The following is a 23,748-nucleotide window of genomic DNA, read 5'->3' as shown; positions in this document are numbered from 1 at the left end:
ATACCAGGGGTCGCGGTTAGTTCCTGTTCCCCTGACGTTAACATCAGTGATTTTCTTCTCGCCGGTAACTGGATCAGTCAGCGCTAATAGCGCCGCTTTAATCGTGGCCGCATCATCGCTGCTGTTTAACAGACTGGTCGCTACCCCATCGTAACTTAAGGTGTAGCTACCGGTCTGGCCAGGCAAAATACTGTAAACCTGAATCTCGTTATCTTTACGCTCAAACATCGCGTCGATATCAGGTTTGCCCGCCAGCAGGGCCGCACCGGTACCATCTTCAGCCAGACGTTCCACAAAGGAGCGAATAACAGACACCGAAGCCGCCGTCGCATCAGCAACCTCAAAGCGCATGAATTTATCTTCAGAGGTTAGAGGGGCATCAACCAGTTCAATCATCAGCGCATCGCCACCGACAGAAGCGACCCGGGCGACAATACCAGCACCTGCCAGTTTGGACTGTATATCACCGGCGTTATCAGATGCAGATACATTGATGTTGATATCGTAATAGCTCAGGACAAAGTCACTTAACGCATGGGTGACTGAATTTCTCTGCCTTTCTAACAGCTGATACTGAGTATCGACATCCAGATGAAGCAGATCATCCGCATCATCAGCCCCCCAAACTTCCAGCACATCGCTCTCTGTCGCGCCGGTACCGCTATCCATGATATGGATATTGGACTGATCATCGACATTGCCGCTGAGGGTCATCACGTAATTATCAGAACCAAAGCCGCCGTCAAAATAAGCGCCTTTGGTGAAATCTCTCACACCATAGTCATTGCCGCTTGCGCCACCGTATATTTCAAACTGCTCAAACACCCCAACCGTTGTCTCATCTTCATTAATGGCGACATCTTTTGTAGGATCCAGCAATGATTGCTGCTGGCCTGTCACCTTGAATGAATCATCCGCCAAGCTGAAGTTCAGATCACGCTGTTCTATCAACGTATCGATATCATTATTATCGACATCAATATCTTCAAATATATCGGTACCACGACCACCGGTGATAACATCATTACCCTCACCACCATTGATGCGGTCGTTATAGTTACTACCAATCAGACGATCGTCACCATCTCCACCGCTAAGACCCAGGTTATCCACAGCCCGTGACAGTATGACCGCATCAGAATTAATGGTGTTGCCCAGAATAGGTTCGTCATTCGGGCTGAAGCCCGCAATGATGAAATCATCACCGCCCAGGGCATTGATATTAATGGTGTCAAACTTATCAGTAGTGTCTGACTCGTTTGGTTTACGATCAATACCACGAACAATGATCGTCACCTGACGTTCACTTAAGTTATCGGCTTCGGCTAAATCAACACGTCGATGAACAACTTGTACCGTTTCAGTATCTTTCGAGAAGATAGGATTAAGGCTGGCATCAACAAGGCCGGTCTCCCGCAGCTCGTGGCCTACGGTAAAGTAATCCCGGATACTGGCATCGTCACCCCCTTCAATTAACACGCTATCGTTAGCATTATCGGTATTGTAGGTAGGGTCTTCAAACCAATCGGTGCCACCATCAAGTACCGCTTCACCGCCCCCGTCAGGAATCGACCAGGTAGGCTTCTCAATCATGCGCGGCACATTTTGTTCAATGGTCTGGAACGATGACAAATAGCCCTCAGCGGTGCCTGTCGGTGAATTCAGCGGCAGTACCGCATAATCACCTGCGCCGTTGAGCTCGATATGCCAGTTACCCGCAGCGTCTACCCGCTCAATCACCTTGTAACTGGATGAAATATTATCGATCAGCGCCTGTACGCCTGCACCACTGAAATCATAGGTCTGGGTAATCGGTACCTGAGATGAGAATCCGGCTAAAGCAATCGTAAAGTTCGTATTGCGGCTTAAACCATCACCATCGACCGTTACCACAGTCGCATTACCCAGTGAGTCAACAGCGCTCCAGGCGGTAAACTTTGTTTGCAGTTCAGTCACAACGGCAAGGGCAGCATTACTCGCGGCCGTAGCTGCGGCAATAGCGGCATTCTCCAGAGCCACATCGCTGGGAGAAAGTGCTGCCGCATCCGCGGCTTCATCGGCAACAATCTTAGCGGCATTCAAAGCGGTTAAGTCAACCGTTATTGAAGCATAATCCGGGTGGCTGAATGTTGTACTGGAAACCCCTAAAGGCAGTGTCATATCGACATTAATATCCAGACCCACGGTTAAACTCTCAAGTGAGCCGCCACCCGCAGGGTTCACCACGATAGCCTGGCTGGCAGTATTGACGAACTCAATTCGGTAGACACCGGTCTCATCATACACAGCGACATTCACGCCACCGCTGATCAATGCAGTCTGTAAGCCCGCCGCCGTCAGATCGGCAGCCGTCAGCTCAACACTGTAATCGCCGTAATAAAGATAGGTGCCTGCGACAACATCAGCCTTGTTAATGTATTGCTGCTGTTTGTTATCTGACGTATTAACATCCGCTTTCACTTCCATATTCTGGATGTTGATGAAGCGGTCCATCACATAAGGTGCATCGTTGTTAAGATCCGCGTCAAGAATGGCGACGGTCCATGGATCATTTTCAATACCCGTACCGCCCACCCAAACATCGGTAATGGTATCCAGCGTTTCAAGATACAGTTCCACTTCAAGCGCGCTCATATCTCGCTGTAAGACAACCGATTCGCCGTTGTAAGAGAAGTAAGCGTGATCCTGCCAATCTTCCAGATACAACGCTTGCGTGGCAACAACGCCATGACTCAGGTCGCGCGAGAACGCTGTAGAAGCCTGCACGACGGTGCCGTTCAGTGTGTATTGCTCTGAGCGCAACTGCAGATAAGCGCCATCCTCTGATTGCTCTGCTTGCAGGAAGGTGACCTGCCAAGGATCAGCGGCAGAGCCCGTTCCGGTGACATACACATCATCAATAGCATCAAATTTTTCGAGGGTTGCTGCTATCGATGCAGCACTCAAAACACTGATATCAATCGCTTTATCGCCATACCAGAGTGACACAGGACCCGCTGCGAGCGTTAAGTTTTGCACCCGCCCGTTATTAACCATCACCTGAGATTCAATAGCCTGCTGATCTGTAGCAGCGACCGCAGAAATCTCCGCCAACTTCATCACTTCATAGGAAGTATCAGCCATATCAAGTGGAGAGAAGCTGATGGTCCAGTCACCCGCTCCATTGACAACAACATCAACAGCCGAGGCTCTCAAAGCATCAATGGTATTAAACGCGGCCAGGATATCGGCCTCGCTCATCGTGCTGTTCAGTAGCACTTTCTCAGTACCGTACCAAACCATGGCGGTGTCGGTACTGAAGTTGATACTCTGCTCGCCATTAGTAAAGATGAACACTGCCTCTGCAGGATCACTAACGCCGTCAACATAGTCAGGGTTAGCCAGCGTAATAGTGCTGGCAGGAATAAGCTGCGCATCTGAAATGCTTTCTAAAACCGTAAGGTTCACGTCAAAGAAGTCATCACTGGCGTTCGTCGTGGCATCCAGCAACTGAATGATCCACTGGCCTGGCTCAGTGCCCCAGGTGGCTTTTACTGCATTGATATCCGGGTGGTTCAGCAGCGCCGCTTCTATAGCCGCAGCTGTTGCCTGCGCCAGCGACACCTGCACGGTCTGACCAGAGGCATTTACAAAGCTATACGCGGCCAGGTCCAGCGAAACGTCAACCGTCTGACCGTTATAGGAGAACTCAGCAGCAAACGCATTCGCCGGAATGGTAAGCGCCTGACGGTCATTCGCCGGGAAAACCACATGATCAGTCACCGTCGAAGAGGTGGCTGCTTGCATCGTCAGTTCCGCTACGCTGAACTGACTGTAATCGATCGACTGGCCATCTTTAGGTGTGAGGGTAATATCCCAGGGAGTACCTATATTTCCATCACCACCCACAACGACTACCAATGCTGAGCTTAAGCCCAAAGATTGAATCGCGAGACTCAGGTCTGCACTGGACATGCTCTTATCTATAAAGACGTCAGCATTACCGTAGGACAAAATAGCGGATGTGCTGGCAAACTCTATCTGAGGATTATTGTTAGCATTCGTTTGTCCGTTCGCATCACTAAACGGCGGCGAAGGAACGGCTACAGGGGTAGCGGCGCTATCGACAAAGCCAAAGCTTAAGACACTGAAGTTGCCGTCGGCATCGGTAATGGCATCCACTATTTGGATAACCCAGCTACCCGCCGTATCACCCGCCGTCACAACCACATCATCAATACCGAAATGCGCTAACAGTGCTTGTTCAATCGACGCTTGCGTGCCGTCCACATCCACGATTACAGTACCGCCAGCGTACTCAATAGCGGCTATTTCAGTATTGGCAGGAATGGTAAACGACTGCTCCAGATTGGTCGGAAGATTGATATCATCACCCAGCACCGTTGCTTTGGTGATGATTCCAGCACCTAGGGCGCTTCCACCGATAACAAACTCGAGGGTATGGAAATTACCATCGGTACCTTTTGTGGCTTCATTAGCAGCAGGGCCGGACGGGTTATCAGAGAAGCGAATCAACCATGGGTTATTCGTCGTTCCCTGACCACTCACTCCCACACTTCCGGCGGGAATACCGGTCAGGCTTTCAAGTGCCGCCTGCACCTCTGCGGTTGTCATCAGTGACGATAGTGCAACACCTTCATTGTTGTACCAGACAATGCCATTCACTTCGACAGGTTCGGCTTCGTTGTAATCCAGTACGTCAAACGCCAGCAACTGAGCACCATTGCGCGGGACTTCGCTCATGGTATCGGTAATAGTGGTGACATTCGGGGTGTGATCAGGGTTAGACAGATAGTCAGCCCCCAACACATCCAGATGGTACAGATACTGCTGAGCACGGGTATCGCTGCGCTCAGTCATCGGGCCGCTATGTTTCTGCACATAATACTGATGCGCCAGCACCAGGTAGTTGCTGTTCAGATCAGTGGTCGCGCCGTCAAAGGTAATTACCCATGGATTAGCTTGAGTACCATGAGTACTCAGCGTTGCCGCTGCAGCAGGTGTAACAGTGACGTTACCCACACCAATAGCGGTAATAGACTCCAGCGCTGCCTGCACCTCAGCCGCACTCATACCGGCAGTAATGGTTGCTGAGTTACCCGCTGTGCGGCCATCATCGGTTTTCGTGTCATCGTAACCGTAAAATACCGTGACGTTATCCAGTCCGTCTGCTAACCACAGTTCCTGCTGGTTATTTTGCGGTGACGACGCCTGATAATCTGCCACATTAACGATGGACTCGAGTATCGGAGCTCCGTTAGCGGTGGTCAGATACTTGCCACCCTCCTGCAAGTCATAACGATAGAAGTACTCGCCCTGGCGCACATTGGTGATATAGCTCTGAGGTTGTTTCAGTTCATAAATGACGTTGCCATTAGAATCTTTAACCACATCACCGTTTTCATCCAGCTTGGGTGCTTGCGCCAGGAAGGCGGAGTAATCAGCTGGATACACCTGATAATTACCATCAACATCACGGTCGGGTTGCCATTCACGGGCTTTGTCCCGGCCTAACGTGATATCGACACTCACCAGGGAAGTGTCCATCAAATCACCGATAGTGATATCGTCACTCTCTTTTTGCGTATCGAGTTTCAGAGACTCGATATCGTCCATGACAATATAATCAGACGCGAAATCGATGGTTAATTTAGCCCGGGTATCTTTTGTCACGCCATCGGCTAAGAAAAGCGCTGCATTGAGCTTGCGCAGATCAACATGACTGGCATCGTCATTCACGGTGATATCAAAGGTATCGGCACCCAGGCCACCCAACATCACCAGATTAGCTCCCGCGGCGAGCGGGGCGTACTGCCAGACCACGGTATCATCACCATCACCGGCATCAACATTGACTGAGCCGGTACCGGCATTAATGATATCGTCTCCGGCATTACCCTGAATATCATTCACGCCCCCCAGGATAGGGTTGCCATCTTCGTCCACACCACCAACAGATATCTCATCGTTACCGGCACCACCTCTGATGGTGTTATCGCCTAAACCACCGTCGATGTAATCACCAAACTGAGTTCGGAACTGTGAGTTTTCTTTGGTAATGGTTAACGCAGGACCACCCGCACCATTGGTGGGCATACCCTGATTGTTGTAATGCGCGTAAGGGGTGCCATCTAATTGGTAAATTGGAGTTAACCGTAGATTGCCATCCGGGTCGATAAAGGTCGCGATATCAGTGGTTATGTCCTCATCACCACCTTCAACGTAGTCGTTACCACCGTAAGTCGCGATGGTATCGAAACCTTCGCCGCCAAAGACGCGGTCATGGCCGTCACCGGTGAATATGATGTCGTCACCCGCGTTACCATGAACAGTCAGACCGTCATAAGCGAAGTTCTCACCTTTTACCACCACCTGGTCGTTGCCGTCACCGGTTTCAATCAGATAGGTGTCGTTCGCATTACCTGCGCCGAGGTAGGCCGTATCTATGGAGATGACATCATCCTCGATACCTTCGACCAGTGACGCTCCGGTGTTCGCACCACCACTAATGTACAGCCCCGCCAGAATCTCAGTATTTTCAGCGTCGGCAATCATTTCAATAAAGTCACTGCCACCGCCGAGCTGCACATCAATGTGATCAACACGACCGTTTAACCGCTTCAAGCTGTAGCGATCGTTACCTGAAGTGCCCGAAATCGTTAAAGTGTTTACATTTTTAGCCAGGTAGACTTCAGCGACAAGCCCGGTACTGACAACGATAATATCTTCACCCGGGTTGTTGCTTCTCAGGTCGCGGATACGATCACGCAGAGCGATTTCTTCCGCTTTAGTGTAATACTCGGTATCGAGATAACCCTCTTCTGCCAATTTTTGCAGTGTTAAGTCGATATCGGGCGTAATGACATCAACGGTGTAGCTATGCGGATCGGCATCCGCCCCCTTGTCATAACTTAATATCAGGTTCCCGGTATTCGGGTCATCACTTTCCCAGGAAGCGATGTGGTCAGGCGCGTGGTGAATACACTCAAGCTCAAACGTTGCCAACACTTCATTGACGAAACGGTTACGCGCTTCAAACAGGGTGATCTTACTGATGCCAGCATCAATACCCACCCACAAGAACGCTTCTAAGAACAGATTCAGTGAGCCCGTCATATCGAACAAACACTGAGGACCATGGGTAATCCGCTCAATCAGCTCTGAGCCGTACAGCTTGCCATCACCCACAGGTAAATCATCGAGGAAGTTCGTTTCCTTATCGTTGAGGTCGAAGCCAATAATCGCTTCAATGCCGCCTTTAACGCCCGCTTCAACCAGGCCACCAAGGCCCAGACTGGCTATCACACCTACCGCAGCGCGCAGTGTGACTTCAGCTTTATCATCAACGGTATTTTCCAGACCGTGATCGTCCAGATAGAAGCCATTAATCAGGCGCCAGGATTCAGCTACGTCAAAATCGGTTTCCATCCACTCACGGAAGCCGCGGGTATCAAAACCAAAATCAAAGTTGGTACTGGCCCCGATTTCACCGAAGAAGCCGACGTTAAAACCAGGATAGACCGGGAAGGTTTTCTGATATTCAAAGAACAGATCAAGGTCAGGCAGGTCATACCAGAACAGATCAACTTCACCCCGGCCAGTGATAAATTGCAGCAAGCTGGCCGGATCTTCCAGAATCGGAATTCTGAAGTTTTTCTGTCCGGCTGGGTTACCAAAGGTTGCCCGATTATTGGTCGGCTTATTCGCACTGGACTTACCGCCTTCTACGCCATCTTGTGACGGACCGGCAATGGTTGTTGCGTGAGTGCCCAACTGAGCATTACGATCAGACTCTGATTTTGCACCGGCGGTGTTTTTAGAGGTAACCGCCGATGACGTATCCGTGGCATAGCCACCGGTTAAATTAAAGTCACCAAAGTCTATATAGCCAGCAGACTTAAGCGTCTGTGCCTTCTCTAAGAAATCGATAGTGGCCGCCAGAGCAGCGATAACTTTCTTCGCAGTATCAACCGTTGTGGCAGGCAAACGAAGATAGGCAATGTCGAGGATTTTGAGCTTGGCAACGCCCATATCAATATCAGTATTAAGCAGATCAATAACCGGCTTAAGTGGCAGGATAATATCAGCAATGGTGTCGAAGGTATCGCCCAGGAAGCTTTCAAACACCGAGCCTGCGTCTAAGCGGACATTTTGTAAAATGATATTCGGGTCGCCAAACGAAATGCTCGCACCACTCTTTGTCGAGAGGGAGCCGCTGGCTAAATCCTGATAATAAATGATGGTGGTATCGATAGACGGCAACACATCTGCCGCCGAGGTAGAGACCTTGGTAAACAACTTCGCCTCGGCGTAAGCGTTGGCATTGATGACCAGCTCAACTTTTTCGCCGAGCTCTAAACGCCCATCAGCGGCAACGGTGCCGGTTTTTCCACCGATGTCTTTAATATCAAAACCAAAGTGGCCGCTGATGCCCGCCCCTTTGTCATTGATGAGATTACCAGCACCATCGTATTGTAGCACCTTACCGGCGGTTTCATCAGTCACATCGACCTTTAAGAAGCCCAGGGTACCCTGCGCGGTGGAACCGTTTTTCAGACGAGCGTCGACATCCAGAGCGATCTCTTCGCCCTTAGCGTTGATACCTGAGGTATTGAGGAACAAACCAAAATCAGGGCCGCTACCTAACGGAGCCATATTGCCCAGCCCAATGCCTAACCCCATCAGGTAATCAATTTCAGCAATCAGGGAGGCATCAACATCCAAACCTAATCCGGGCATGCCCACCGCAAAATCAACCGGCAGCTCACCATCGACCAACACACCGCCAAACTTGATATCAAAACTTAATAAGCCATTAGCCGAGAAAGTTAATTCAATATCATCAGCACTGGTCGGCAGACGTGTTTTTATCTTGCCGTTTTCATCGTATTGAACTGCACCAGAAGCATCTAATAATGGCACCACAAAGGAGAACAGTGGACTATTGATCGTTTTCAGTCCGTCATAAAGTCCCTGACGGATTTCGTTCAGCAGCGCTTCAAACACCTTGCCACCGACGGCTTCGAGATCCTGTAATTTTTTACCCAGTCCATTGATATAACCGCTGGCATCCTTTTCACCCAGCACACTGGTTTCAATGCTACGCAGGCTATTGGCCAGATCATCAAACGGTTCACCACCCACCAGCGGCAGCTCGATATTATCGATACCATTGGCCACTTCGTTGATAGCTGAGAATGCGCCCTCCAGACCTTCCCGAACCGTCTTAGGATCATTCAACAGGTCTAGCAATAGCACGATGACGTCGAAATTCATGTTGAATTTCGGCAGGTTGTAATCGAAGGTACTGACAAAGTTCTGGCTTTGATCGACACTGAACGCCGCTTTGGCGAACAGAACGTTATCCGCAACACCATCCGCATTGAGGTCTTTATCTGTGCCGCCCAGGGGCAGTGCTTCAATGGGGAAGAACATCGGCAAGTTCAGACCGGCAGAACCAAACGCTGCGGCCTGGAAACCGTCCTTCACTTCGGTTAAATCTAAATAACCGTTGCTATTCGCATCGGCACCCGGGTTGCCCATATTGGCGTAAAAGCCTAAATCAATATTAGCGCTACCATGTTTGCCCAGCAGCCCAATGGTGCCCAATGGGCCAGCATCAAAGCCTAACTCAATATCGAGATCGTCCACCCCGCCGTGCAATGAGGCATGAATGCCTGTCATTTCATCAATGTAGAAAACAGGGGTGCGCACGTCACTCAGATCAAAACCGAAACCGAGGTCTAAGCCAGCCTCAGCTCGCAGATCTATTTTCCCATTCGCTTCAACGTTGATGGCGTCTAATGCACCATCTGGCAGGCCTAACCAGGTGTCTATCCCCAGGGCATCAATATCCAGCGCCAGATCAAACTGTTTTTCAGCAATCAGATCGAGGTTCAGATCGAAGTCAAACGCCGAATTGATATAGCTCATATCAACCATATCGGCGTCTGCGGCAATGCCCAGTGGTGCCAACAAAATTCGCAGCTCTTCGTTGAGCATATCTTCCAGTTGCTGAACGTTACGCGCGGCATCGCGTACGGTGCTGACCGCATTACTCAGGCCTGCAGCAAAACTGACACCGCCATCACCGAGAATATCGGCCAGGCTGGCATCGATTAAGGCTATCTTGTCATACAGCACGCCATCTTTGATATTGAAGCGTGACAGAGTCTCTCCTGTCGTAGACGGATTAACACCCGTTGTATCAACAAAGGTAGCGCCGGTTATCTCATTGTCGGTAATGGGTTCAATCAATACATCGTTAGCATCGTAGCTACCCATTAACTCCCATGAGGTATGAGCGTAAGTTTGCACAACCCGCACGTTGTCTTTAAACAGTTCAACGCCCCAGAAGGTGTCATTAGTGGCTGTATCTTTCCACTCGTAAAGCGTGATGCCTTTACCATCTTCAAGGATTTCATAACGACTTGCCTGAGGCCCGCCGACCGGAGCAATTTCATAGCTGTCCGTCGCCAGAACAGCGCCAGCGCCCCAACGCTCTTCATAAAAATTGACAATATTGCCGCTCTGTTGACCCAATACTTCACGATCGGTACCGACAATGTCTTTGAGAAGCTCATCGACCCCACCGATAATCATATCGAGAGACAGACCACCCAGAGAGAAGACCTCTTCTAAGTTATCAAACTGCACAGAACTTGGGATGCTGGCAAGGAACTGTGTCAATGAAGCATTATCTGGCAAGCTACTGCTACTGGCGGTGATAAAGCCAACTTCATTACTAAAGCCATCCAGCGCACCGGAGAGTGACACGGGCAATAACACTTCAAAGTGAGCATCACCCTCTAAGTCAGGCAAGCCCATCAGAGATGCAGTGCTGTCGCTAAGCATATCCTGGTAGTTCAGCACACCATCGAAGCCCATACCGATAGAGGCGCCCAGCGATAAGGCTGCATCGTTCACTTCAAAACCAACAGGCCCTAAATTGACACCGAAATCGAAGGCTTTTATAAGGTTACCGGCAACATCATCAGCCAGATCGGAGGCTAAAATTTCCTCGGCCACTGTAATGATCGTCGAGAAGCCATCTGCGCTTAATTCGATAGCCGCAACCGTGTAGAGCTCATCGGTATTGCCAGACCCCTGCAGGTAGAAAGCATCACCGACCATAAACATACCAGCACTGGTGCTTTTAATCGCACCTATGTGATTACCGGCAATGGTAATCGTGGCAGGTGTGGTATCAGCAGAGCCAGCAGTAATAGCGGTAATATCAATATATTCTTCGCCGAAATTGAAGTGCGCATCCAGGCCTGGATCCCGCACATAAAAGGCGCCGTCATCGTCAACACCAAAGTTAAACATGAAGTCGATGCCACCACTGATCACCAGTGGCTGAGACTGGGTAATATCAATCGGCAGGTCAAAGTTAAAATCACCAAACGAGATCAGTTCATTCAGATCCAGATTGACCAGTTCGCTGAAGCTCTCGAGGGTCAGGGCAACGCTGTACTCTTTTAAATTCGAAGATGAAGCGACATTGATAGCAAAGCCATCATTCAAGCCGGTGGTTTGCAGATGCTCCAGCAGATCTTTGGTGGTGGCAGAACTATTGAGATCAAGATAGGCATCGATCGCGTCGACAAAGGCCTGGACTTTGGTTTGAATGGTTCCGTCCAGATTAGTAACTTTGTCACCCAACAGATCAGACAACGATAAATCGGTAAACGGAATAGCCGTTGAGTCGTCCAGATAGTTATCAATTTTGGTGCCAAGATGGGAAGACCAGTTGGCCAGTTCAGCCAAACCGATACTTAACTTAGTCTGATCTGACAAACTGTTGAAATGATCTGAGGTTGGCAGCAAGCGCTGACCTTTAACTACCTCTTCCATCATCAAATCAGTGGTGGGGAAATCAGGGTGACTCATGCCCAGCACATGACCCATTTCGTGAATCAACACGGTCAGCAGATCGATACTGTCATAAACACCATCATCGGTGTCATCAGTTTCTGTGGCGTCTACATACCAGGTTGCACCCGCGGCATTATCATCTAGCGTGATGGTGTACTCCAGACCATTCGTGCCAACCGTGCTTGTGGTTCTACCGACAACACCATCAGTCCCACCAATATCGCCGATGGTAACCGTAATATTTTGTAAGTCGGTCACCGCTGCAGCAGGCAACACAGCCGTCCACCGGGCAATCGCTTCAGCTTTTAATTTATCTACCGCTGCGGCATCCGTTGTCGCATCAATCGTCGCGCCAGTACCCACTGCCGCCGTCGTAACAAAATCGCCGAAGCCCTGAGATGTTTTAAAGGCCGTCCACAGCCCCTCTCCCGATGCAACCTCACCTAAACCTTTGGTGACGAAGGTCCCATAAGCTTTAACCTTATTATCACCGTATGAATATTCAGTATATATGCGGTTTTGGGCATCTGTTTGCGGAGCAGACTGAGTTACTTCTTCCGTGATAGATGAAAAGTCGAGAACATCTGCAGCCCCCGACGAGAAGACCTCATCATGACCAAAATTTTGACCAAAAGTGAAAATGCTTTTCGCGATGTCCACCTTAAAGTCGTTAACCACAGGATCAGGCGAGGTTGAAAACAGAATGGTAAACTTACCATCCACCGCACTGCTAACCGATACCGTGATACCCGCCAGTTCATTCAGCGCCGTTTCTATATTGGTGAGTGTTTCAGCATTGTTTGCACCAATGGCAAAAGCAGCCTCCAACCGCGCAGGATCAGGAGTGACACCCGCAGTCTCTTCAAAATTAGCAAAAGACAGCGTAATTAATTCACCTTCATCAAATGAACCGCTGGTCAAATCCAGTTCAAACGAAGCAGGATCGGTGGGGTTTGTTGCCCGATCCACCAGATCGGTAACAACGATGCCGCGGCTATCGCTTCTGAAAACATCATTGCCTTCACCGCTCTCCAGATTTTGAATATTTTTATAATTGGCGACAATAACAGAGCCATCGAGAACCGTGGTAATGCTCGAGCCCCTTGCCAGATTCCCTGTATCCAGGCTAATACCTGTTACAGCGGTATAAGCCGGGGTAGTAAATTCAATATTGAAGGTAAAGTTACGCTGATCTTCTGCAGCTGCAGGACCAGGCTGAGTCACGTTTACCGCCAGGCCAGCAACCTCATTCAGTTTATCTTCGATCTGCTGCATCATATCCTGATAATCAGCAAGTGCCGGAATACCAACAGTGACGGCACCCGTCGTGCCATCAGGGTGATCAAACGTAAACGCAAACTCACCGCCGCTTATCTGATTACCCAGGGTTATCTGATGGATATAATTTTTCTCAGTACCATCAGGTATGGGCAGCGCGGCAACCGCAGATTGAACCGAAGTATCACCTGAAGCCGTTAAATGGGTCGGGGTGAAAATCAGCTGTTCTGGATTATCAAACCGGTCCAGATTGAAAAAAGTGATTCTAAAGTTACCAGCCGTAACACCATCGGGGCTCACGTCGACATTATTAGCCCCAAGAAATAACTCAAGCTCAGTTTTAATATTCGCAGCGGTCGCAATGGCGCTTGCTCCAACAACAATATCGGCTGTGGTAAAGCCGCCAATCGCAGAGTAAATACTTGAAGGTAATTCAAGGGTAAACTGATCGCCCTCAACAGCATTAAGCACTAAAGACTGATGTTCGTCTCCCTGAGCCCGCAACGCTGTGCCCAGTGTTAAATTGATAGAATAGTCAGCGCTTTGACCTTCCAAACTAAGGGTATTGCCATTTTTGTCGGTTTCGCCACCATCAATCGTATCGACACCCCCCTGACCAATAACAAAGATATTATCGTTACTGTTACCAACAAAGGTGTCATCGCCCACGGAGCCAATCACTTTGGTGAAGCCTGCCACGGCGTTATTCGACAGGTTGTACTGTGAGTCCGCAGCAACCGCTGCATTAATGGCTCCGGAAAGCGAGTTCCAGCGCTCGCCCAATACCGAGGTCGCACTGCCAAATAACACTTTAGACTCGGCAATCTCACCCCAAACAGGCACCTCAACAGCTTCCCATAAGGTATAAGCGATACCCGCTGTGCCGTCGACGGTTACACCGGTAACCGTATCTGAAGCATCAAGGTTATTGTCGTAGTGTTGATAATTGAGAGTAATATCACCCTCAGAAGAGATCACCCCCCGCAAGCGTGCATTACCGTGGAAGGTGAAGATATTATCACCACCGCCGCCAACGATATTCTCAATACCGGTGGCAAAAACGTAGTTGCCTAATAAAACATCGTCCGACAGCGGGATGCCAAAGCGCTTCAGTGCTGATCCGAATATTTCATCACGGACCATAATAAAATTAGCACCAATCGATAGCAGAGGCACTTCAGCATCATCTCGTCCAACACTGATAAGGTCGGTGAACTCACTGATATTATCGGTGGTGATTTCCCAAATATCGTAGTGCAGCGTATTTTTAACTTCACCGCTACCCAGCTGGCCTTTAAGACCATAGCCTGCGTCGGAAAGGTCTAATGTATCAAAGAAGTCACTGACACCTGCAATCTTGATGTCAGGCGCCTCAATAACCGCAGCGGCCCCCCACAGGCCACTAAATTTATAGGTATCTGCGCCCCAGCCACCCGCAAGTACATGAATACCGGGTGCGACAACATTATCTGAAAACAGTGAAGGCTCACCGTTAATCGCCGTTGCAACCACCGCGTTTGCAATAAATTGCGCGGCAGGGTTAGTGATTGAGTTTTCAATTAAGTTACCGCCCACCTCAAACACATTACTGCCCAAAGAGGCATTGCCCAATGCAGCCACAGGGTTGAGTGTCGTATTCAATACGATGTTTAAACCAGCACCGTAAGTAACATTATCGATATTCTGGATGCGACCGGTAAAACCAGCCTTTTTACCCAATAAGCTGGTTAAAACCGTTTGAGTAAAATCGTCTTTCGCGTAGCCAGTAATGGCATTCGCATTGTCCCCAATTACAAGATTATCGGTATCGCTAAGGCGAGTTGCACCGGTAACTTCCAGTATCCAGGACTTGGTTTTACTGCTATCCGGATTGACCGTAACTGTAATTTTATTTGCACCTAATGCCGCATCAAGGGCGCTCTGAATAGCGCCCCTGGTAGTCGCATCATTCTGATTTACCGGAATATCCAGGGTGCTGACACCATTAACGGACAGACGGAAAGAGGGCAGTGACTGATCCACCAGAGTAACACGTTGTTTTTCAGCCACACTCACTGCACTACCATTGGCAATGGTGACAATATTAGCTGCGACACCGGGTGCAGCAACCGCTGCATCTTTAACAATTTCTAAGCTTGATCCATCAACGATTAGCGCCTGCTCAGCCGCGCTGAGATCAACCACAACTTCGACCATAAACTCACTACCAACCAGAGTGACGGGCAAGGTGTTTATAGTTGATGTGGTAAGGGCCGTATTAATGCTTGCCAGCAGCGTATTACTGTCAGCGTCATAATCAATAGGGCCGGTGGTCACACCACCAAAGCTGAGTGTAAATGTGCCACTAATCGTTTCACCGGCAACCACCGGAGGCATTGCAAATTTATAGATCCGGTTAGTCTCAACCAGCGTGGCATTACTGCTATCGGTGCGATCCAGGTAGGCATCAATTCGCCCCACCTTAACCGGCGTTAAGGATTGGTCGGTCGTGGCCGATGATAACCCGTAACCGGTACCCACTATAGATTCGACAATATGGGTGAGAGATGTCAGTGCAATGCTGAAATTATTGCCAACCAGGGTAACCGTCGCCGTCGCATTACCGGCTAATTGAGTATTGAGTGCTGTTTCTATACGCCCGCGAAGAGTATCGGCGGTCTCGCCTGTTTGCAGCGCAACATCCACATAGACAGCACTGGTTACTTCGCTGTTATCCGCCAGAGTCTTCAGGTTATATTTCAAACCCACGATGCCCTGCGAAGCACCGTTAATATTGAGACTTTGAACCTCCTGACCATTTTTTAACTGGCTGGTGATAGTCGATGTACCCAATACTACGCTTGCAAAAAGACTGTTCTTAGCCACGATGGACTCAACCGAGCCACCCGCTATGCTAATAGTGAAAGGGCCAGTACCCGTAACCGTCACGGTACCCGTTAAGGTCGGTTGCTGATTAATAAGCTGTTGTAAGGCGGCCGCAATAGCGTCTTTATCAGCATCTCTTGCTATATCTGCTGTCTTATGGGTACCAACATATAAGTTATAAGGATCAGGGTTAGTATTAGCTCCATAATCAATAGTTAAGGTATGAACCTGCGGCGCAGTTGCAGTTGAAGGCGTTAAAACCAGATCAACTGCTGGTGCAGAAAGTGAAATATCAGTCAGCGTGGTAACGGCTTTATCGCCCACTACACGCCAGCGCAGATCAAAGGTTCCCGCGGTTTCACCTGCTGTGACTAAAACGGTTTTTGGTGTCCCGGCAGGCAGTGCCATCGCGGTGTATATCGCGTTTTCAATACGTTGCGCTACGGCAGCATAGTTAAGAGGTGCCGTCGTTTCTTTAGTAAAGACCGCCGCACTGCCAGACGCAGAAGTCACGACACCGGTAAACTCAACCATGTTGTTCTGGTTGGTATAAGTGATGAGGTATCCGGCCTCATTCTTCGTCACCGAGACGACCTTTGTTCCCGAAGCCAGACCAAATTCTGTGGCCAGTTTGGTGTTTATTGTATTGGCAATGGTTGTCGATATATCGTCCGTTGCAGCGCCCGTGCTTAAACCGGTAATGGTTTGAACGCCTGCGGTGGTGACATAGGTCAGATCGAAGTCAGTCGAATCGGTGACCAGCAGCTGTTGCTGCACCGGAGAGGTCAGATAGATGGGGGCGGTGGTGACTGATGTAGTGTCACCCTGCACCGTTAATGTAAAGCTGCCACGCTGAGCTTCGGGGATAGATAAACGCTGGATTTCAGAGCCTCGATGGCCATCAACCACCGTATCAACAGCGACTGATGACTTAGAGGTTTCCGCCAGATTTACGAACGAAATTTTAGTCAGGTCTGCAAAATTACCACCCGATACATCTACAGTATTTTTGACTGCAAAATCAGGGGGCGTTAACGACAACATACCGACCAGACCGTCAACATTGAGCAGCTGTGCCGATAAGGGTTTGATACCGGTGCCGCCAATAATAGTCCCATTAAAGGTAGTCTTACCCGCGATAGAGAACGTATTAGCATTAACGCCACCACGGACAATGGTATTTTCACCGACATCTGTAAAGACAAACGTCTCAAAAACACTCTCGCCCAGTAACGTGTCAACAAAGCCGGATGCCTGAGCATCCGTACTCAGCGAAGTAGGTCTGGGCGCAACACGTTCTACGGTCAGTGACAGCTGGCCTGTGTTACCCTCTACTTTGCCTGCAGCAGCGGTTGTCGCCAACTCAAACTTGCCAGTCACCGGCGTGGTGTAACCCAAAGCAGAACCATCCAGGTTCTTCAACGCTTTGGTTAAGACCACATTGCCCGGATCATTAAAGGTAATGTTCAGCTTAGTGTTAGTCGCCGTACTGCCAAAACGCGGTTCCTTAACGGTAACCGAGCCTGCGCCCAGTAATTCGTTAAGTTTATTCTTCAGTTCGGTGATGTTTGCCGCTTTATTGCCCGCCACAAAGGTAATCTTATCGGTTATTTTGTGCTCGCCGTCTTTCACCGTGGTAACCGTAGGTGTCACCGATGCAGACGTAACCTGTAATAGATCGACATTGACCAACTCTTTGTTGGTAAAGGTGATATCCCAGCTATTGGCCTTAAAGCCTTCATTGGTTGTTTCAGCGGTTATGGGTGATCCATCAACAGTCACACCTGTCACCTTCACATTGAGGCTCACCTGAGTACCAGTGGCAGATGTGAATTTCAGCTTATTCAATTCTGTTTGAATTTTTAAAGCGGTGGCTTTAACGTCTACTTTACCGGTCGCTGCATCGGTAATAATTTCAATCGGTGTTGCGGTGGTTTTAACGGCATTAGAACCACCAGGATCGGTAAAACTTAACTTAAAGGTTCCACTGGGCAACTCGGCACCCGTGAACGCCAGCCGCTGAATCTCTTCAACTTTATAATCAAGGGCAAACTCACCCGCTGTATTGGTATCGATAATGAGCGGCTGAACCTCTTTAACCGCCCCAACCTGCTCAAAGTTAAAGTTCAGTTCGTCCGAAACCTGACTAAAATCGATATCCAGGACATGGTTATTAGCCGTCAATGTACTGGTGTCTATGGTAACGGTATTTGCTTTACGTAAGGCTTCAGGAACCGCAATAGCCGCTAGCATGTCTGCTGCTGATGCAGAACCAAAGATAAAGGTCGCGTCCGCATTAGGAGCCAGAATAGTCTCAAACGCGTGAATATTGCCAGGCAGACTACCATCGGCCAGGGTTGTAACACGTCCCTGTAAATTATTAGTTCCTTTTAAGCCTGTCACGTCGACAGACATATCTGTCACATCATTTTCACCCGGTGCTTTAAAGGTAATTTGCCACTCTTTCAATGCATCAGTAAAACTATCGGCGCGCACTTCTACCGTGTATTTCTGGACAAAGTTACGGTTAAGTTTATTTAATTCCGTCTGAATCGCTAAGCGCGTATTTTCTTTTTTCAGTTCAGCTGTGGTGGCCGTTGTATCAATCATTATAGGGCCGGTGGAATACTTACCAATGGTTAAAACAAAGCTGCCTTCGGTGACATTATTGAGTGTCAGTTGTTTAATCTCACGAACCGAAGAACCCTCAACAGTAGACCAGATATCGGGCTTACCTTTAAGCGTTGTAGCGTTAGTGATGGTGGCCGTATTAAGACCACTGATTTCAGGATTTAAGACGGTAATCTCAAATTTATTGCCTGCACCGGAAACGACCACATTGGCAAATATTTGTGGACTATGTGCGTTTAATTTTTGCTGAATCTGGGCAGCAATATCGTTAGGGGTAGAGCCGGATGCAATAGGCACAGTAACCGATACAGACTGGTTAGGCGTGTCTACCCCAGCAACCGTTTTAGTATATTTGAAACCTAAGGTGAAGCTGCCGGACTCGGCCAGGCCAAGGTCGATATTAATTGAGCCGTTGGTGTGTTTAGTAATCAGACCCGTCGTAGCATCAAGGGTGTTAACACCGGGAACCACTGTACCCACCACCGGCGCTGCATAGGTTAACCCGGTCGTACTGCCAATCGTCATTAAAGGAATGTTGGTATAGATCGGTTTTTTGAACTCAACATCAAAAGCACCGGTCCCTGAGCCTGCAGATTTAACCGATACCAGATCACCGACTGGCGCTACCCCGTTATCTGTTAGCAGTGTTCTCAGCTCTGTTTCCAGTGCCGTTTTTATATTGGTCACTGTTGCCGAAGAGGTGGCCCCTACCGTTATCGAGACCGTTTTTTCCAGCTCAACAGTGCCATCCGGTTTAGGAAACTTATTCAATTTTACCGTGAAGGTGCCTGACGTAGCGCCACCCAGGAATATGCGCTGCACTTCATTGGCGTTACCTTCACTGTTAACACGAACAGTATTGGCTGTCAGCGCAAAATGGCCAGACACATCGCCAAATCCAGAGAGCGTTTTAGTCCAGCTGGTTTTATCTTTAATGAAAGTACCGGTACCCGCCAATAAATTGGAACTGTTGAACAGGTAGGTCATCTCCTGGGTGACGTTGGAGAAATCAAGCACATCACCACGGGCCTTGAGGCCCTCATCGGTGGTCTTGTCATCTTTACCTTTCTGGCTTTCGATAACCTGGTCCTGGCCCCAATCATTGATGAATACATAATGATCGTAACCTTTGCCGCCAATAAGGATATCGTCACCGATGCCTCCATAGAGAACATCATGACCGGTACCACCGACAATACTGTCATCGCCCAACCCACCACTGAGATGGTCATTGCCAGCGCCACCGTTGATAACATCATCACCCAGGCCGCCACTGATTCGGTCATTGCCAGCACCGCCACTGAGGTTATCATCGCCTTCGCCACCACCGATGGCATCATTACCCAGACCGCCATACAGGATATCGCCCTGTTCCGTACCGGTAATAATATCCTGGCCAGCACCACCATCCCAGACACGCCCGGTTTTAACACTGACCGCCTGGGTGTAGTTGTCAGAGAAGATAAGGTCGTCACCACTACCCGTGCCATTAACCAGCAAGCCAAAGTCACCTAATACGGTCATACGCTTAACCGTACCCGCACCTGCATCACTGGTGCCTCGCAAACCATCTATACGATCGATAGCACCCGCTTTTAGGCCCGTACTGGCGGCCGTAAATTCTACCGCATCAATGATGATGGTCTTAATGGTCGTTGTCAGCGTGTAACGATCTTCAGGGGCTGGGCCGCTGGATGTGTACTTTTTAATAATAGTGAGAGGGTCAGGGTTCGTTTCAGTCTCAGCACTTAAAACAATGTTTGTCTGAGTAGTCCCCCCCGCGGTTTTTTTCTCCTGACGAGCTTCCGCTATCAGTTTAATTTCTGGAATATCCATTCCAGCCGCTAACGATTGGAATGTGATAGTGAAAACGTAAGGACTGGTACCCGTCGCAGTGCCCGTACCGGTCACACTGACCATCGCAGCAGGCGTGACGGCAGGCGTCGCCGGAGCCGTATTCGTCGACACAACCGGGGTCGCTTTCAACAATAAACCATTAAGGGCTTTCGCCATTTCTGCGGCAATAGCAGAGGCAGTGCCCGAATTACTAATCTCTATGGTTTCTGCACCACCCAGAGATAATCTAAAGCTCTTGATGTTACTCAGCTCCTGAGCAACCGTGGGAGAGGCCTTAATTTTTGGAACAGTCAGCTTTTGTACTTCGTTAGTCGCGGTGGGGGCTACTACACCATCCGCTGTATTAAGAATACCGGTGGCGGCTTTATTAACCACGCCAGTTAAGTCTTTACCCAGATCCACAATCACATCGTTCGTGTTAGTAGACTTATATTGCGAGTAATCCAGAATATTAACGCCATCGGTTTTGGCAATATTAGCGCCAGCCACATAGACGTTACCGGTCACCAAACCTTGAGCAAGGGTGCCGGTTGTATTAGCGGTCAGAATCTTGCCCTGCAAGGCGTCCTGGTCTTTGATGATGTAGGTATTCTTACCCTGACCACCAATGATGTTGGCAATGTTATCCGCGTTAACAACATAGGTGTAAGTGACTGTTTTTAATATAGGTGCCGCAGTCGTACCAATATTGATCTGTTTCTCTACGACCGCTGTCACTTTCACTTTTGACGTTATCGTCGTGACCGCCGGAGTCCCGGTAGAGGTCGTACTGACACTATCCAATTCAAAGATCAGATCGTGAGTGACCTCACGGAAATCAAGCGTGCCTTTTTTGCTGGTTGACTTAGTGTCGTCAATAAAAAAGTTAACGGTTTCTGCCAGCGCAGGCGTCGTGCCCTGATAAAACTGCCCCCAGTCATTATTGAATTTATAGGTATTATCACCCAGGCCACCGATCACTTTTTCAACATTGATGGCATTTTTTACTGAGTGAGTACTGGTGGTTACATTCTGGCCCTGGAAAACCTGAACACCATATTTATCGGCGGATGTCCGGTCAGTATCCGACACTTCAGAGACCACAGGAACGCCCGGTACCGTTGCAGTTGACAGCGGTTTGGTCGATTTAACCGATGAATGAAACTCAACCGTAATCGCCTGGGTAAGCGCGGAGAAGTCCAACGCATCAGCATCGCCGCCCTTAATCACCGTTAAACCATCTTTGGTATCGGCTTTCTCGATAACCTGATCAGCACCCCAATTGTCTTTAAAGACATAAGTGTCGGTTCCGGAACCGCCCACTAAGGTTTGAGTGCCCGTGCCACCCGCAAGATAATCTTCGCCAGCCCCTGCGGATACAGTAACATCAGTTAAACCGGTGACATCAAACTTCTGATCACCCTTATCCGCGGTGAATGATGCGAAGGATGCAGTAGTAAAGCCTGTTAAGGTGCCCACACCTTTGATGATATTACCCGCTGACAGGTTGACGTAATTGGTCAGCACAGTACCTGAGCCGCCAGAGTTATACAGCAGATCAATTTTTCCAGCGTAATTGGTATTGGCTTTATTAATATCTATTTGCGCGCCAGCATCGTCGATAATAAGTCGGGTATTTCCGGCATCCAGGGCCTTACCAATCGATAACTTGCCGATCTCTCCCGTTCCGGTGGTCACCACCGCAACCGCGTTTTTAGCATCCAGTTGTGCAGCGGCATTGGCAGCGGCTGGATCGACCCCCATTACCGCATAGTCTTTCACCCATTTAAACGCATCATCACTCGATAGCGCAGTGCCCTTTTTGCTGATAGCGATGTGGGCGGCCGATAGAGCTGATGCATCTAAAACATCTATTTTGGTCTGCAACTCAAGCTCAGTTTTATAACCTAGCCGACCCACTTTAATAGTCTTGATAGTGGCGTCATCACCGTCGGCAAACTGAAAGGTTCGTAGCGTATTCGCCACCAGAGCGCCCGTTACATCTAATGCTTGCGCCGTGATTTTGAACGGTGTGGTGGCGGTTTTACCGGTCACGGTGATGCGAATATCACTGTTCACACTGGTAAAGTTGATAGTATCGGTACCCGCGGCAAGAATTACCGGTGTTACTGTGCCGTTTAACTCACCTAAACTAACTGATTTATCTGCAGCCAAAAGCCCGGCATAGAGAGGATCATTCGAGGCAAAAGAGAACTGTTCAGTCGACATCATATCCAGCGTATGCGTGACATACCCTGATTCAGTTTCCAGTATCCAGTCACCACCGATAAAGCGATTACCCGTCAGATCATCAGACGCGGCAATATCTGCCTGTGTCGCACCCGCCAGTCGGTCAACGAATGCTATACCCACCTCACCTTGCGCAACATTACAGCCATAGATAAGAATATCGCCGTCTGACTTTAACGCCTTGCCCCAGGCTTCCAGCTGCTGGCGATAACGCTCTAACGAAGAACTGCCCAGCGAAGCCGTACCGAGACGGAGCAAACCGGTCGCCCCGTGGGACAATACGTGCAACGCAGCAATATCTTCATACGCGGATAGAATATCAGCAAGCTGTTCAACACCATCACCTGCAGCATCCAACAAAACAACTGTAACCCGATCCGCCTGCTTACGCTCGACTGACACATCGGTTAACGCATCGGATAATTCGCTATCAACAACTAAAGTCTCTTCCGCATTTGCCTCAGTCGGGTACCAGTCCGCGACCAGCACATTACCGGCGGGAGTGGTTTCTGCATGCCATTCAAGCCCGTCAGCAGCATCGCCCATAAAGGTACTTAATAGCGACCGGTAATCTTCAACAGAGCGGTCGATGACAACAAACTGATGACCCGACAGTTGCTGAATGTGCTGGATTGCAGCGGCAGATTTTACCGCCGGAGTTTCAGCATCAGTCGCGACATCGCCTTCACCTGCAGCGTCTTCAGGCTGAACAGACTGAAGCTCTACAGCGCCGTCGGCAGAGGGCTCAAGCTGGTCTGGCGGAAGCTGTTCTGACTGAAGCTCTGCTAACTGAAGATTTTTAATCTCGGCATTACTGTCAAGCAGACTAGCAGCGCTATCCTGATCATAATCATGCTGACGGACCAACTGCAGCTCTTGTGAGTTACTCGCTTCAGCCAAACCCGCATCAATAAGCTGTTCCACGATGACTTTTTCGTTAAGCAGTTCAGCACTTAACGCTAGTGGTGCAGCATCTGCCGATAGCAGATAGCGGTTTTCCATCTGTTCCAT

1 protein-coding gene (cut by a window edge) is annotated in these 23,748 nt (G+C 49.3%); it reads right to left on the bottom strand.

The features are described from left to right. A protein-coding gene (locus Q0499_RS03355) for a DUF4347 domain-containing protein (RefSeq protein ID WP_299196028.1) crosses the window boundary here: on the bottom strand, positions 1–23,748 show its 5' portion. It extends 14,562 nt beyond the left edge of the window; only the first 23,748 of its 38,310 coding nucleotides appear in the window; its start codon is at positions 23,746–23,748; the stop codon falls past the left edge of the window.

It is taken from the genome of uncultured Amphritea sp. (assembly GCF_937127095.1).
GTDB lineage: Bacteria > Pseudomonadota > Gammaproteobacteria > Pseudomonadales > Balneatricaceae > Amphritea.
This window is presented reverse-complemented; position numbering and strand designations above follow the sequence as displayed.